General features: G+C 35.7%; 10 protein-coding genes. 4 read left to right on the top strand and 6 right to left on the bottom strand.

The annotated features are described in order from the left end of the window. Positions 1 to 347 precede the first annotated feature (347 nt). From WJQ40_RS01065 to WJQ40_RS01050, 4 genes are read right to left on the bottom strand one after another with little or no spacing between them, the layout of a single operon-like run. Positions 348 to 1,841, bottom strand: coding sequence for a helix-turn-helix domain-containing protein (locus WJQ40_RS01065; RefSeq protein ID WP_337537626.1), 1,494 nt, complete (start codon positions 1,839 to 1,841; stop codon positions 348 to 350). 16 nt (positions 1,842 to 1,857) lie between these two features. Beyond that, positions 1,858 to 3,597 (bottom strand): histidine kinase, encoded by a 1,740-nt coding sequence (locus tag WJQ40_RS01060; RefSeq protein WP_337537625.1) that lies wholly within the window; start codon positions 3,595 to 3,597, stop codon positions 1,858 to 1,860. Between the two features lie 36 nt (positions 3,598 to 3,633). Continuing rightward, complete coding sequence (locus WJQ40_RS01055; RefSeq protein ID WP_337537624.1) at positions 3,634 to 4,461, bottom strand: carbohydrate ABC transporter permease; 828 nt, start codon at positions 4,459 to 4,461, stop codon at positions 3,634 to 3,636. After that, complete coding sequence (locus WJQ40_RS01050; protein ID WP_337537623.1) at positions 4,458 to 5,345, bottom strand: sugar ABC transporter permease; 888 nt, start codon at positions 5,343 to 5,345, stop codon at positions 4,458 to 4,460. Before WJQ40_RS01050 ends, WJQ40_RS01055 begins: the two co-directional genes overlap by 4 nt. 299 nt (positions 5,346 to 5,644) lie before the next feature. Here WJQ40_RS01050 and WJQ40_RS01045 point away from each other — a divergent pair, with 299 nt between their 5' ends. From WJQ40_RS01045 to WJQ40_RS01035, 3 genes are all read left to right on the top strand, one after another. Beyond that, on the top strand, positions 5,645 to 7,066 hold the full coding sequence (locus tag WJQ40_RS01045) for an extracellular solute-binding protein (protein WP_337537622.1): 1,422 nt from the start codon (positions 5,645 to 5,647) through the stop codon (positions 7,064 to 7,066). A 26-nt stretch (positions 7,067 to 7,092) separates the two neighbouring features. Further along, on the top strand, positions 7,093 to 8,550 hold the full coding sequence (locus WJQ40_RS01040) for a glycoside hydrolase family 32 protein (protein ID WP_337537621.1): 1,458 nt from the start codon (positions 7,093 to 7,095) through the stop codon (positions 8,548 to 8,550). Positions 8,551 to 8,680: 130 nt separating this feature from the next. Then, a complete protein-coding gene (locus tag WJQ40_RS01035) occupies positions 8,681 to 10,300 on the top strand; it encodes an IS1182 family transposase (protein WP_337537620.1) in 1,620 nt (539 codons plus the stop codon). A gap of 163 nt (positions 10,301 to 10,463) precedes the next feature. Here the strand turns inward: WJQ40_RS01035 and WJQ40_RS01030 are convergent, their stop codons facing one another. Together WJQ40_RS01030 and WJQ40_RS01025 are read right to left on the bottom strand one after the other, a co-directional pair. Then, positions 10,464 to 11,990, bottom strand: coding sequence for a response regulator (locus WJQ40_RS01030; protein WP_337537619.1), 1,527 nt, complete (start codon positions 11,988 to 11,990; stop codon positions 10,464 to 10,466). Between the two features lie 9 nt (positions 11,991 to 11,999). Continuing rightward, positions 12,000 to 13,742 (bottom strand): histidine kinase, encoded by a 1,743-nt coding sequence (locus WJQ40_RS01025; RefSeq protein ID WP_337537618.1) that lies wholly within the window; start codon positions 13,740 to 13,742, stop codon positions 12,000 to 12,002. Positions 13,743 to 13,966: 224 nt separating this feature from the next. Here WJQ40_RS01025 and WJQ40_RS01020 point away from each other — a divergent pair, with 224 nt between their 5' ends. After that, positions 13,967 to 15,328 carry an ABC transporter substrate-binding protein gene (locus WJQ40_RS01020; RefSeq protein WP_337537617.1) on the top strand — a complete coding sequence of 454 codons (1,362 nt, stop codon included), beginning with the start codon at positions 13,967 to 13,969 and terminating at the stop codon, positions 15,326 to 15,328. Positions 15,329 to 15,419 lie beyond the last annotated feature (91 nt).

Below are 15,419 nucleotides of genomic sequence, written 5' to 3'. Positions count from 1 at the left end.
GGAATGCCGGAAACCACGCCGCTCATAAAAGCGGCGTTAAATTTAAGGGTAGGCGTAGGATTTGACGTTTACGGATTCCCATCAGCTGACAGAAATATTTAATTGATATAGAAAAAGGGATATTATTTTCATTTGAGAAAATAATATCCCTTGAATTATTTCGTATAGATCTTCCGGTATTCCTTTGGGGTAACACCAACGATCTGATGGAAGCGCTTAATAAAATATTTGGGTTAGCATAAATGGAATAGGGGAGAGTTCCACTACTTTCCCTGTGTTCCTTGTAACTTATCAACCATATCAGTTCATTATAAAAATCTCAGATTTTTGTCTTGACAACTGAGCCATTATACTTCGCCCTTACGGAAGCTGCCGGCTGTAGAACCAGTATATTTTTTAAACACTTGACTGAAATAGCTTTGATCTTCATATCCGCATTCTCGAGCTACATCTAAAATCTTGAGATCTGTGTTTTTGAGCAGATGTTTTGCTCGTTTCATTCGTTCTTGAGTTATAAAGTCAAAAAGATTTTGTCCGGTTTCATGTTTAAAGATGTAACTTATATAAGAAGGATTTCGGTTAATTTCAGTAGCGAGGTCATTTAAGTTGATATTATAACTGAGATTATCCAGAATATATTGCTTAATTCGTGCAATATATCGTTGGCTATAACCGTCATGATGGGAGGCGGAATATTCTCTCAGCTGGAAAATAAAATTACAAATAATATCAAACATATAGTCCAAATTTGGTGAAGAAAGGAGAGGACATATAATCTGAGAGTTCCAATCTGTGAAAGCAACCGATATATCTTCATAGGACATTTCAAATTGTTTTCTAAGGCTATAAACAAAATCTATGGTCTGAGCTTTTATAATACCTGCACTATTACTTTGAAGCTGTATGTTCTCTTTAATTTGTTGTAAAATATTTTGAACCTCTGTTGTCTCTTCCACGATAAGAAGCAGATTTTCAGCATCTTTGATTTGGTCAGAAACTGAGGTGGAAAGCATGGAGGATTTGGAGTTTTCAGTAATCTGGCTAAGACTGAAAGCACAGTATTCCTGCATTTCTTCTGCAGCAAGAAGTGATTTAGGAAGCATCATGGGGGAATCAACAATACAGCCCAATCCCCAAAAGAAAGAATTTTCAAACTCTGAGTGTAGTTGTTCCAAATTATGAATAATTTTTTTTCGTGCATTGCTAATCATATAAGCATCTTTTTGAGCAATAACAAGAGTCAGTCGATTTTTTCCCTTTAATAGAAATACTTGTCCTTCCATTACGGTCCATGTTCGAACTTTTGCTGCAAGTGGATCAACAGAGGCGGATATATTAGTTAGCTTCAACTGAATAACAAAAAAACTTTCATATTGGTATAATATATTATTTTCGGTAGTAATTTCATTTCCGTTTAGAATATTTTGAAGTTGATATTCTTCTTCATTTTGAATATGTGAAGCTTTCTGATAACGATATTTTTGTGAAGCCTTTTTAATGGTTTCTTCTATTTCTGAGATATTCATAGGTTTTATTAGATAATCGACGACATCCATCTGCATTGCTTCCCTGGCATATTCAAATTCGCTGTATGCAGAAAAAATAATGTAAACAGCATCACATTTTGATTTCAAATTTTCCATTAACTGTAGTCCTGTCTGACCAGGCATAAATATATCAGTAATAACAATATTTGGTTTCAGCTCCAGAATTTTTTCCTCGGCTTCTTTACCATTTTGGGCATAACCAATGACACAGGCATCAAGTCTGTCCCACTGGATACGTTTTATAAGACCATTTATTACTTTACTTTCGTCATCTACAATAAAAACGGTATACATTGTATTTCCCTTCCTGCTACATTAGTTCTGCTTTTAGTCTGACAAATGCTTTGGTGCCATGGCCTAAGCTGGAGGTAATTTGTACTCCATAGTCTGAGCCATAGTAAAGTTTTAATCTGTCATCAATATTTCTAATTGCATATCCATGTGATGGAATAGATTGTCCGTTGGTTTTAAAGCCTATTCCATTATCTTCTACAATTAATATAATATCGTTTTGCTTCTGATATATTTGGATAAAAATGTTTCCGCCTTCATTTTTATGCACAATGCCATGATTGATTGCGTTTTCAACAAGCGGTTGGAGAATAAATTTTACTATTTTTAAGTCCAAAAGATTTTCCGGTACAGAAGTCGTAACATGAATTCGGTCTTCAAAACGTACTTTTTGAATAGTGATATAGCTTTGTACCATTTCAAGTTCCTGCCGGATAGTAATCAGTTTTTCTCCATTATTCAAAGAAAGCCGAAACATCTTGGATAAAGCCACAGTCATTTGCGATATATCATTAGCGTTATGATCTTCAGCCATCCAAAAAATAGAGTCTAAAGCATTATATAAAAAATGTGGATTAATTTGAGATTGCAGGGCAATAAGTTCAGATTCTTTTTCCTTATATAATGATTTATATAAATTTGTAGTAAGCTTTTCATTTTCTTCTACAACCCGTATGAATTCGTTGCCAATTCTACCGATTTCATCCATAGAATTAAAGATAATATTTTCTTTGCGACCAATTTTTAAGTTCTCAACATAACGCTGCAACCGTCGTATGGTTTCTGTAATATTATATGTAAAGAGATAGGAACAGAACAGAGCAATAAGCAAGGTCAGTGCAGCAATACCAATGAAGAGAAAGAGCGTGTTTCTCTTATCAATACGAAGTATATTATAAGGTGTAATGGCAGTAATATGCCAATTTGTATTTTTGCAGAGAATACTTTTTATATAATAACGATCAGAAGGTGATATTATCTTGATTCCGTCACTTTGTAGTATGGAAAAAAGCTCATTATTGGACATAGAATACAATGCACTGTTTTCATAAGGTGCGCTATCATAGAGGATTTCTTCATTTTGCCAAATAATTATTTGAGTATTATTTAACTCTGCTACTGAAGATAGTAAATCCTCAAATACTTTTTTATCTATTCCTATAAGAAGAATACCTATAGGGTGGAGCTGATTCAGACTGCGAATCAGTTTTGTATAAATAAGTACATTGTCTGTAAAATATGTAGTAGCTTCACTGGGAAACCAGCGCCCCTGCCCATATGCTTCCAACGTTTCTTTCATCCATAGTTCTTTTCCTAAGTCTATGGGATCTTTGTCGATTCGGTAAGTAAGGCTTTTGTACTTGGCAAGAGAATAATCATCATTGGCAAGCAAAATAGTTCCTATATATTGCTTATTATTTGTAAGGTTGATTAGAAGATCCTCTACCGCAGTTTCATGAGATAAAGTTTGCTGATGATAACCGGCTGTATTGGAATTTGCCGATAGTACAGCTTGAACATCACTGGAGGTCATAATAATATTGCCAGTATCACTTACATCATTGATTGTATACTGTACGTTCTTTTCTATCAAAGAAAGAACATTTTCTGTCATTTGAAATAGTTTATTGTCTACAGTACTACTATAGCTCATATATGAAAAATAGACAAAAAAGCCTAAAGGGAGAATAAACGTCAAGGCAGATAGTAGTAAAAACTTTTTAACAATACTTAATGACAGAAATGCTTTCCTAATCATAGAGAAATTCCTCCGTACCAATATGACTGTAAATGCTTATTCTTTAACAGCCCCTGTTGTCATTCCAGCTATAATGCCTTTATTTAGAAGAAAATAAACAATCAGAACAGGTAGTAGGAAAATGGAGATGGCAGAAAATGTGGCACCCCAATCCACCATGCCTTTGGCACCAATATAATCAAATAGTCCAATAGGTATTGTTTTTAGGTTGGAATCACTAATAAAAGTATTTGCAAAAACAAACTCATTCCAAATAAAGATACTATTCATTGTGACAACAGTAATTATGCAGTTTTTGGACATAGGAAGCATAATATAGGAAAAAATACGCCATATAGAAGCTCCATCTATTGCCGCTGCTTCCATTATGGTATTTGGTATAAATTTATAAAAGGTAATAAATAAATAAATGGATAAAGGAAGGTTAAAACCAATTTGAGGTACAATAAGTGCCCAATAAGTATTAAGCAGGTGTGTATCACGATATACTTGAAACAAAGGTATCAGAGTAACGTGAATTGGAATAGTTATTCCCAAAAGAAAAAAGGAAAGTATTCCCTGATTAATACGAAACTTCATTTTCTCCAAAGCAAAAGCTGCTGTAGAAGAAAAAAGTACAAGGGCAACAATGGTAATAAATAATACTAGAATACTGTTCTTGAAATACAATCCAAGGTTAGAGGTTTCTATTGCTCGAACATAATTTTGTAGATTAAATGTGGCCGGTAGGGCAAACGTACTTTTGCTTTGTATTTCGTCAGTTGTTTTTAAGCTGGTCATAAAAATCCAAAAAATGGGATAGATTTGGACTGCCAGAATAATTGTCATTAAAAGATATAATAATATTTTTCTGATTTTTTTCATAAGGTATCTTCCTCCGGTTTCGTGAATATTTTTCGCAGAATACAAACTGCAAGTATGCTTTCTAGTGCAATAAACACAGCAATGGCACTGCCGTAGCCATAGCGGGTGCTGGAGAAGGCTGTTTTATACATATAAGTTGTCAAAAGTTCTGAGGAGCTTCCAGGACCTCCATTTGTCGTTATAAAAGGAATATCAAAGGCCTTGAGTAGACCATTAACAGCCATGATGATGGCTACGGCTAGCACCTCTCTAATATAAGGAAGCTTGATATACCAAAAAAGTTTAAATCCTTTGGCTCCATCCATCCGAGCTGATTCTATAACATCTGGAGGAATAGCCATAAGTCCTGAGTAAATGATTACCAGATAAAGTCCCATATTTTTATAACATTCAATAATGGCAACACTGACTAATGCGGTTTGTGCTGTGCCAAGCCATGGTGTGATATATGTTTCCAAACCAAGTCCTTTTAATATGGCATTAAAAACTCCAAGAGGTTCTGTGGCATAAAATTTTTGGAATGCCTGGGAAACAGCAACTCCGGACAAAATAGTGGGGGCAAAATACACTGTTTTAAAAAAATTACTACCTCGAACCACTTTTGTTAGAAGAAGGGACAAAATTAAAGCAATTCCAACCTGACCTATCAGATTAATTAGTAGATAAATAAGATTATTCCAAAAAGCATTTCGAAAATACAAATCTGAAAAAAGCTTTTTATAATTGGAAAAACCTACGAACTGCATTGGAGTTACGCCGTCCCAATCAAAGAAACCAAAGTAAGCGGAACGTATTATAGGAAAAATAACTGTAAAAATAAAAAGAATGAGTGAAGGCAAAAGAAAAAGAAGCCATGCCTTTCGGTTTTGTAATGTACTTTTCATAAATATAATCCTTTCTGTTTTTGTTTGCAAATGTGTGGTTAGTAGTTCGTATTAATATGCTTCCATTATACGAACAAAAGAAGAAAGGGAGTATTTTAATATTTTTTGTTTCTTTGAGATATATTTGACTCTTGAAAAAAAATGGAGATGTAACCTAAAAAAGTTCGTACATTTCTAAAAATACTCACGTTTACATCTTTTTCTGTGGAAATTATACTGAATCTAAGGTCGAAAAAACAGGGCCCATTTTTCGACTATAAACTATAATTTGCATAAGCTCAAAAAGGAGGAAAGATAGGATGAAAAAAAGAAATATAATTGCTATTTGTGTTACAGTAGCAACTGTAATTTCTGCGTTGGCAGGTTGTGGTAGTTCGGGGAGCAAGGAGATAAATACCCAGTCAGAATATGTGGAGCAAAGTGAACAAACTGAAAATGATATGGAAAATACAAGTCAGGAATCTGCTGAACAGGGAGAAACGCAATCTTCTGCAGCTGAGTCTAATCAGCCTGAGAAAAAAATGACATATGTTACCTGTATCACACCTCAACAATCTGGCTACATTACCATGGAAAATATTGTAAAGATGTATCAGGAGCAAGTGAATCCCAATTTTTCCATGGATATTCAGTATATAGCGGATAAACCTGCCTATCTGCAGAAAATTAAGACATTGGTAGCAAGCAATGAAACCCCGGATATGTTTAATTTGGACACGGATCCTTATGCTATAAAGCTTTTGGATCAGGGAATAGTAGTAGACTTGAATGATACTCTTGATAAATACGGTTTAAGAGATATGTTTCTTGCGGCTCCTTTAGGATGGGGAACGACAAAAGATGACAGACAAGTGGCATTACCTCTGGATTTTTCAATAGAAGTATTTTGGTACAATAAACAAATGTTTGAAGACGCCAACGTGTCTATTCCGAAAACACATGCAGAATTCCTGGAAGCATGTGAAAAATTGAAAAATGCAGGATATACGCCAATTGCTGTATCTGGAAAGGATAATTGGGAAATTTTGCGATATCTTCTTATGATAACATATCGATACGGCGGAAATGATTTCCTTTATGATTTGGCACAGGGAAAACAAAAAATGGAAAGTGAAATAGGAAAGAAAGCAGCAACTTTTGTACAGGAACTGGGAACTCAATATTTTCAGTCTGGTTTTGCCAGTACAGACTATACGGGTGCATCCAATTACTTTACCGGTGGCAATGCCGCTATGTATTACATAGGCACCTGGGATTTGCCTTTTATGCAGGATGATCAGCTTAGTGAGGATATGAAAGGTAATATAGGTTACTTCCTTTTGCCTACGATAGAGGAAGGGGAACCTGTAGGTAAATCAAATTTTGTTTCTAATAGTGTAATGCCTGTTGCTTTTGGCGCAGATAAATTTGATGAGGAGACAGAACGTTTTATTGAATTCTATGCCAAGAATATCAGTGAAGCTATTAGTGGTCTGGCATTTTCGCCTGCTGTTAATGGTACATTGCCCAATGAAACGGATCTTACCAAATCCATATATGAGGATATGCAGAATTCAACCGGTTCTATTAAGCTATTTGATATAGAACTGGATCCGGCAACAAATGAGTTGATTGGAAAAGAAGTAGTTTCTCTTGCACTTGGAGATATTACAGTGGATGAATTCTGTAAAAGAGTAGATGCGTCTATTGCAGAAAATGCTTCATCTTATTTTTCAGAATAATGAATTCCTAAGTAGAGGAGAAGAAAATGGGCAATATATTTTATAGACCAAAGAATGCGTGGTTTGGAGATGCTATTCCATTTTATGATAAGGGAATATTTTATATTTACTATCTGTATGATGAAAGAAAAACTACATTTACGGCAGATCATACATCTTGGCATCTGGTAAGTACAAGAGATTTTGTTCACTGGAAAGAAGAGGGAGAGGTTTTGCCGGCTGGAAGTGAAAAAGATATAGATCAGGCTTGCTATACAGGTTCTGTTATTAAAGGAAATGATGGAGTTTATCATTTGTTTTATACAGGACAGAATCCGTTAAACCAGGATTATGAATTGGAGGGAAAGCCTCAGCAGTATATTCTGCATGCAGTGAGTACAGACTTAATAAATTGGGAAAAACATTATGAAACCGCTTTTCCTGCGCAGAAGGATAAATTTGAACCCCATGATTGGCGCGATCCTTTTGTTTTTTATCAGGAAGAGACTGGCGAATACTATATGTTGTTAGCAGCTAGGCTTCAGGGAAAAAGTTTTCGCAGAAGCGGTTGTGTAGCAATTTGCAGATCCAAAGATTTGTGGAATTGGCAACCTGGGGAGATTTTTTTCTCACCTGGAATGTATTATACTCATGAATGTCCCGATATGTTTCGTGAGGGGAAATGGTGGTATTTACTTTATTCAACGTTTACAACATGTTTTGCAACACACTACAGAAAAGCAAAAAGTTTTCAGGGGCCTTGGGAATTCCCTCATGATGATGTATTGGACGCCAGAGGGCTTTATGCTATTAAAACTGCTTTTGATGGCAAATATCGTTATGGTTTTGGGTGGATTCCAACGAGACATGAAAATTGTGATCAAAATTATCTGGAATGGGGAGGCACACTGGCAGTTCACGAAATATATCAACTTGAAAATGGGGATTTAGCCGAGAAAATTCCACATACAATAGAAGAAGCATTTGAAAAAAAGCAAAAAGCAACGATCCTGTATGTAGAGGATGGAATACAAAAAAAAGAAAATGAACTTTTCTTTTCAACGGAAAATACGGCGTGGGTTATATTTAATAACTTACCAAAACAAGGATTGCTGAAAGCTAAAATTCAATGGGAGAAGGAAGGCTGTCCAATAAACTTCGGCATAGGCTTACATATGGAAAAAGGGTGTGATGATGGTTATTTCTTTCGTTTTGAACCTGGATACAATCGCATGGTATTTGATTTGTGGCCACGAGGAGACATTGAGGGAGAACAACATCGTATGGGAGGCGATATTCCATTTGTACCGGCCTTTGAGCGACGGGTAGATTACGTGAATAATGAAATGGCAGTCAAACTGCTGATAGAGGAAGATATATGTATTATGTATGTTAATGATCGAACAGCTATGTCGGTAAGAGTATGTAATATTAAGGATAATTGGGGATTTTTTGTTACAGGCGGAAAGGTAACCGTTACGGATATTTCATGGAGCTTGATGTAATTCTACAAATTTCTATCTCAATAATTGGAATGGGGCTGTCGCACTAAGTATTAGTGCGCAGCTCCTTTTCTTGTGCAAAAAATAACTGCCAGACCTCGAAAGAATCCGGCAGTTGGTGTAAAATTAAGTTATGCTACTAACTAAATTATTACAAAAAGATTATACGAAAAATTCAGACGGATATCAACTTAAACTTCCGCTAAATATTGAAACAATCATTCCTGAAGATGATTCTGTGCGTTTACTAAGTCAGTTTGTGGAGGCTATGGATTTGACTGACCTGTATTCTACTTATGAAAGAATAAATTCAGTATCGCCAAGAACTCTTCTCAAGATTGTTCTTTACTCCTACATGAACGGAGATTATTCCTCACGTTCCATGGAATTAAACTGTAAAAGAGACATCAATTTCATGTTCCTTCTGGAGGGTCAGCCCGCTCCGGATCATGCAACATTTGCACGTTTTCGAAGTATTCATTTTGCTCTCTGTTCCAAGCGGATACTGGCTGAAATGTCCAATACACTGTTTGAACTTGGTGAAGTCTCCGGGGAGACTGTTTTTATTGATGGTACAAAAATTGAAGCCAGCGCAAACAAATATACTTTTGTCTGGAAGAAAGCAGTAACTAAAAATCAGGAAAAACTCCTCGTAAAACTTGCTGATTTTGTTGCCGAATGTGAACAGCTCTATGACACAAAGATTGTTTATGGCAATACCATAAAAATGAAGCATGGGAAGAAACTCCGTAAAAAACTTTATGCTTTGAAAGAAAGTGAAAATGTGGTTTTTGTCCATGGTATAGGAAAAAGAAAAACGCCGCTTCAAAAAAGCATCGAAACACTTGAAGGATATTTATCCAGATTCAAGGAATATAATCAAAAAATTCATATCTGTGGAGAACAGAACAGTTATTCAAAAACAGACCATGATGCTACATTTATGCGAATGAAAGAAGATGCCATGGGAAACGGGCAGTTAAAACCGGCATACAATCTTCAGCATGGTGTAGACTCTGAGTATATCACGTGGCTTACGATCGGACCACAGCCTACTGATACAACAACTCTGATACCATTTTTAAAAGATGCAGAAGAGCATCTTCAATTCAAATATACAAATATCATTGCGGATGCCGGGTATGAAAGCGAGGAAAACTATCTGTTTCTTGAGGGCAATGGACAGCTTTCTTATATAAAACCCGCTAACTATGAAATTTCAAAAACACGTAAATACAGGAACGACATAGGAAAGATTGAAAACATGGAGTATGATGAAAAGGCAGATGTTTACACCTGCCGAAATAATCAAAAACTGACAGTAGATCATATCAGTCATTCCAAAAGCAAAACCGGATATGTGAGTGAAAAAACGATTTACAAATGTGAGAACTGCGAAAGCTGCTCTTACAAAAAAGAATGTATCAAAGGCAACAACTGTAAAACACCTTTGGAAGAACGAACAAAAACACTTCAGGTTGCGAAAACATTCCTGAAATACAGGCGGGAAGATCTGGAACGGATCCTTTCAGAAGAAGGAATTCTTTTTCGAACAAACCGAAGTATCCAGGCAGAAGGTTCGTTTGGGGATCTGAAACAGGATATGCAATTCAGAAGATACTTAAGCAAAGGGACAGTAAATGTTCTGGCAGAAAGTACATTACTGGCAATGGCAAGAAATATAAACAAACTGCATAACAAAATCCAAACAGGTAAGACAGGGACACACTTATTTCCAATGAAAAGTGCCTGAGTTTTAACTTTTTAAAACACATTTTCCAAGTCTCAAAGATGTCTTATTAAAGTACGTCATTTTTAGAAAATATCAGAAGAAATCTAATAAATAATCCCCAAAACGGCATAAATGAAGCTGCCGCTTCACGAAATTTTATTCGTTAAAGCGACAGACCCTTGAATTATTTCGTATAGATCTTCCGGTATTCCTTTGGGGTAACACCAACGATCTGATGGAACCGCTTAATAAAATATTTGGGTTCAGAGTATCCAATGTCAGAACAGATTTCATATATTTTTTTGTTGGTATTGATAAGCAATTCTTTTGCGCGCTGTATTCGTATAAATGTTAAATATTCAATAATGGTCTGACCGGTTGTAGAACTGAAAATATTGCTGAGAGACGAATAGCTTATACCAAAAACATCACCTAAATCTGAAAGAGTCAGGTTTTCACTTATATGATCAGAAAGATAGTTTTGAATTTGTTCAACAAGAAAAGTATTCGTGCTGTTTATCTGTTCAGCAATTTTTTCGAAAATATTATCAATCATAGCTAAGAGTGTATTTTCAATATCTTCAAGACAATAAAAATTATAAAGAAATTGAAGGTTTTCTGTATAATCAATATAGTACGAGGAAGGTACTTTCTTGTCGTTACAGTACTGGATGATTATATGGGTAATTTTATTTATCCAGGAATGTAATTCGTAATAGGATGGCTGTTTGACTCTGATGTAATCCATAAAGGAATAGATTTCATCTCTTATGTTTAGTAAGTTACCGTTTGTGAGCTGTAATTGCAGATTTTTGTAAACGGAGTATGGAAAATCACAAAGCTTTTGATCCTGATATATATGCACAGAAGTCTTTGAGTAGAAAAACTGTGTCAGAGTAGAAAGCGCGCTGAAAAATGCATTCTTTAACGTATCATTATTGCAACTGTGATATATTCCTGTATGGACAAATAAATCTGAAGTGAATTTCCAGATAAATTTTTGCATATGTCTTTTGAAAGCATCATAATCGATATCCGTTTTCTGTAAGATAATACAGTATATTTTCTCGTGGAATAAGAATACATGGTGTTCCGGCGATATTTCAGAAGCAAAATTTTGTATCAAAGCCCTATGATCGTCAATATGATTATTAAATTCATGATTTCCGGCTATTAGCAGGAACCAGGCACCTTGAAATGAGAAGCCACACTGTTTTTCCAGTATATGGATTGTCTGGCTTTTATTTAAAGAAACTGACTCAGAAAACAGAAGATCCAAAAATTGATCAAATTCTGATGAAGTAAGATTATATTCATTAAAAGGATCATCCTCTAATCGGAAAAAGTTTTCCACACTTGTAATCACAGCATCAAATTCAGATGGAAGAATGGGCTTTACAATATAACGGAATACCTGGTAATCAACAGCCTTTTTGGCATAAGAGAATTCTGAGTATCCGCTGATAATAATGATTGGAATTAATTTGTTGTATTGGCGGATTCTGCTGATCAGCTCCAGACCATCAAATTTGGGCATACGTATATCAGTAACAATCAGGTTAATTTCAGGATGCTGAAGGAGGTATTCCAGTGCCTGACTCCCATCTTCAAACAGACCACCTATTTCCCATTGGGGAGAATGATTCCTGAAGATTTCAGCGATTCCATTACGGCTTTGTATTTCGTCATCAATGATAACTACACGATTCATAAGCTTTCCTCATTTCTGAACAGGGAGAGTGATAATTATTTTGGTACCTTTCATAATATGTGATATGATCTGTATTCCATATGATTTTCCGAAGCGTTGTTTTATATAAGCATTTGAGTTTGCGATACCGATACCGTCACTTTTGCCATGCAGTATAGAATGTATGACAAGCTCCGACATGCCCTTTCCGTTATCTTCTATTGTTATAAAAATGGAGTTATCCTTTAAAAAAATGCTAAGGATTATAATACCGCCCTGATGTATTTCAGAAAAGCCATGCAGTAATGAATTTTCTATAAATGGCTGCAGGATAAAACGAGGTATTTTGTAAGTGAGCATATCAGGCTTAATGTGGTAATGTATCGTAAAGGAATTTTGAAATCGGATTTCCTGGATATACATATAATTTTTCAGCCAGGATAGTTCATCATTTACAGTGACAAAATCATTCTCTTTTATAATACTATACCGAAGGATATTTGACAGTGCATTTATAATATATGGTATTTTATCTACATTTCCATTTAAGGACATCCAGCTGATAGAATCTAAAGTGTTGTATAAAAAATGAGGATTTAACTGTGCATGAAGTAAAGCAAGCTGTTGTTTTGCCTCTTTTTTTGAGTACTCCTGTAATTGCTCGATCAAATCTAGAGTACGCTGGCTCATAGATTGAAATGAGATGTACAGATTACCGATTTCGTCATGAACAGGATAGTCGGGGGAAGGGAAGTAATGTAAGTAGTCCTGCTCCTGCATAATAATGGAAAGCCGGCGTATTGGTACAATAAACTGCCTGGTGAACATGAAATAAGTCAGGATTAAGCATGCAAAAGATACTATCCATATCAGTAAAAGTAAAGTTCTGAAAAAACGTGTTTTGCTTTCAATAATCGAAAATGGAAGGAAAGAATAACAATTATATTCCATGGAATCGATCCTGGTATTAAAGCAGTAATAGTTCTTTCCATTATTATTGATAATAGAATATGGAGATGTACCCAATATTTCTGCAGGTATAATATCCCCGATATGATAACCTAAATTCTCTTCCTGATATCCCCATATTAACGTATTATTCTCGGTGGTCAGAAGAAAAGAGGAATCTGAGTTAAAATTTGAAGTTATAATTGTATCTTCAAAAGAATCTATATCAATCTCAACCAGCAATATTCCGATTGGACGAAAATAATTTGTGGGACTGCGAAGAAGCCGTCCGTAGTATATAGAGGTATTGGAAGAAGGATATTTACGCTTATTGGTACGGGTAATAGGATTAGATAAGATACCTGTTCCATTCCCTGCGTATATTTTTTGAAGAAATTCAGGATCAAGAGAATTTATGTGCATAACGTTACTGTAGCCATCATTCCAATATAAAGTGTCACCAGACATTGTCATAAGAGACAGGGATAAAATCATATCATCTGTTCTCATTAATGAATTAATAGAAGGCTGGATTTCCTTTTTTTCGTAAAAGGTCAATTGCTTAGCCTGTCCCTTTTCAAGACAGTTTATAATGGCATTATTGTAATAAACGGATGCAGTGAGGTTATTAAAATAAATTAGCTTCTGATTGATATTGGAGGAAATCAGCTTTAATACCTGAATCTGGGATGTAATTTCAGAGTTAAGCGTATTTTTAGTCTGAGTGCGGTAAAGCAGTAATGCGGTAATTGTCATTGGAATAAGAGCAATAAATAAAAAGATGATCAATAATTGTTTTTGTAAAGAAAGTCTTATGTTTTCCACCTGTTGTGTTACCTCATACAGCTTAATGTAGTTCCTTTGTTATTACCTATAATATATAATACTCTGCTGGAAAATAGAATATGGCAAAAAGTGCACCTTTGAAAAAAAGTGGTATTTTATTGCCGAATTTGGAAAAGTAGAATAAAGTCATAAAACAAATCCAGGTACCGGGATATAAAGCAAGATAACTAAGAGAAAAGAAAGATTATGGGAGGCTGCAAAGTATGATGAAAAAAAGAATAGCGAGCTGCATCATGGGAATCATGCTCTTGAGCATGAGCATAGGGATCCTGGGATGCGGAAAAGAAAACAAGGTGCCCGAAGAAGGCAATGACAGTAGTGTGGCTGCAGAAGCTGAAGAAGGCAATGACAGTAATGTGGATGCAGAAGCTGAAGAAGGCAGTGCTCCTGTTGAACTTGTATATTGGAATCAATGGACACAGGAAGATGAAATTGCATTTTTAGAGAAATATATAGAAGAATACAATAATTCTCAGGACAAGTATCATGTGTCATTTCTGGCTATTCCATTTGAAGAGTATACAACGACAAAGCTTGCGACAGCATTTGCAACAAATGAGGCTCCGGATATTTTTGAGTGCAGTCCGGCAATTATTAACCAGTATCTTGATGCCGGCGTGTGCGAACCGTTGGATGATATTATTACGGATGACATAAAACAGGATTACACAGAAGCAGCGTTTGACCGCGTGTCAAGAGATGGTGTAATTTACGGCATTCCATTGGACGGTGATTTAGTGGGATTGTACTACAATAAGGAAATTCTGGAACAGAATGGTGTTACTCCTCCAACAACGTGGGATGAACTTAAAACGGCAGCGGCAAAATTAAATACAGATGATTATGCAGGATTTACATTTGAGGTTGACAAAGGTGACTGGCAATGCTTTACATTTTACCCTTTTGTCTGGATGCAGGGTGGAAGCCTGTTTACAGAAGAAGGCCTGGCTAATCTGAATTCTGAAGAGGTTGTAAATGCTCTTCAGTTATGGAGAGATTTACTGGATTCAGGAAATTGTAATGAAACACCGGGAAGATCTGTTTCAGATATATCTATTTTAACAAATGGAGAAACTGCTATGCAGATCAATGGAAGCTGGTCAGTTTTCCGTGCAGATCCTGAGAAATATGGCGTTGTACCATTACCCGCAGCAACAGCAAATGGAAATACTGCCAGTGTCGCAGGTGGATGGAATGTAATGGTAAACAATCAAAATGGTGAAGAAAAAATAGCAGGAGCCAAGGATTTCATCTCCTGGATGTGGCTTAATAAGGATCACGTGACAGAGTTTAATACAAAGGCCAAATTCTCTTATTGTATGAGAAAGTCTGTTATCGAAGCCGGTAAGGACGTATATCAGAGTAATGAAAATGCGATTGTATTCTCCGAAGAAGTATTACAGACTGCAAAGCCGGAAATTGCACTGTCTGGTGAAGCAAAGGAAATTGTGGCTACTATGATTCAGGATGCACTTTATAATACAAGTGCACAGGAGGCAGCAGATAACGCACAGGAAAGTATGCTGCAATATCAGAAAGAGAGTGGAGCAAAGTTCAGCGGCTAAGCTGACAGATAAAATCCAAACTGTTTGCCTGCTGCAGGGTATTTATCTTATCCTGCAGCAAACAAACAGTAAGGTAAAGGAGGCCTGAGTT

The organism is Suilimivivens sp. (assembly GCF_037359455.1).
Classification (GTDB): Bacteria; Bacillota; Clostridia; order Lachnospirales; family Lachnospiraceae; genus Suilimivivens; species Suilimivivens aceti.
This window is presented reverse-complemented; position numbering and strand designations above follow the sequence as displayed.

Bases quoted from the DNA above. Each gene is read 5' to 3' on its own strand.
- WJQ40_RS01065 (WP_337537626.1), bottom strand. From the start codon at position 1,841: ATGTATACCGTTTTTATTGTAGATGACGAAAGTAAAGTAATAAATGGT.
- WJQ40_RS01060 (WP_337537625.1), bottom strand. From the start codon at position 3,597: ATGATTAGGAAAGCATTTCTGTCATTAAGTATTGTTAAAAAGTTTTTA.
- WJQ40_RS01055 (WP_337537624.1), bottom strand. From the start codon at position 4,461: ATGAAAAAAATCAGAAAAATATTATTATATCTTTTAATGACAATTATT.
- WJQ40_RS01050 (WP_337537623.1), bottom strand. From the start codon at position 5,345: ATGAAAAGTACATTACAAAACCGAAAGGCATGGCTTCTTTTTCTTTTG.
- WJQ40_RS01045 (WP_337537622.1), top strand. From the start codon at position 5,645: ATGAAAAAAAGAAATATAATTGCTATTTGTGTTACAGTAGCAACTGTA.
- WJQ40_RS01040 (WP_337537621.1), top strand. From the start codon at position 7,093: ATGGGCAATATATTTTATAGACCAAAGAATGCGTGGTTTGGAGATGCT.
- WJQ40_RS01035 (WP_337537620.1), top strand. From the start codon at position 8,681: ATGCTACTAACTAAATTATTACAAAAAGATTATACGAAAAATTCAGAC.
- WJQ40_RS01030 (WP_337537619.1), bottom strand. From the start codon at position 11,990: ATGAATCGTGTAGTTATCATTGATGACGAAATACAAAGCCGTAATGGA.
- WJQ40_RS01020 (WP_337537617.1), top strand. From the start codon at position 13,967: ATGATGAAAAAAAGAATAGCGAGCTGCATCATGGGAATCATGCTCTTG.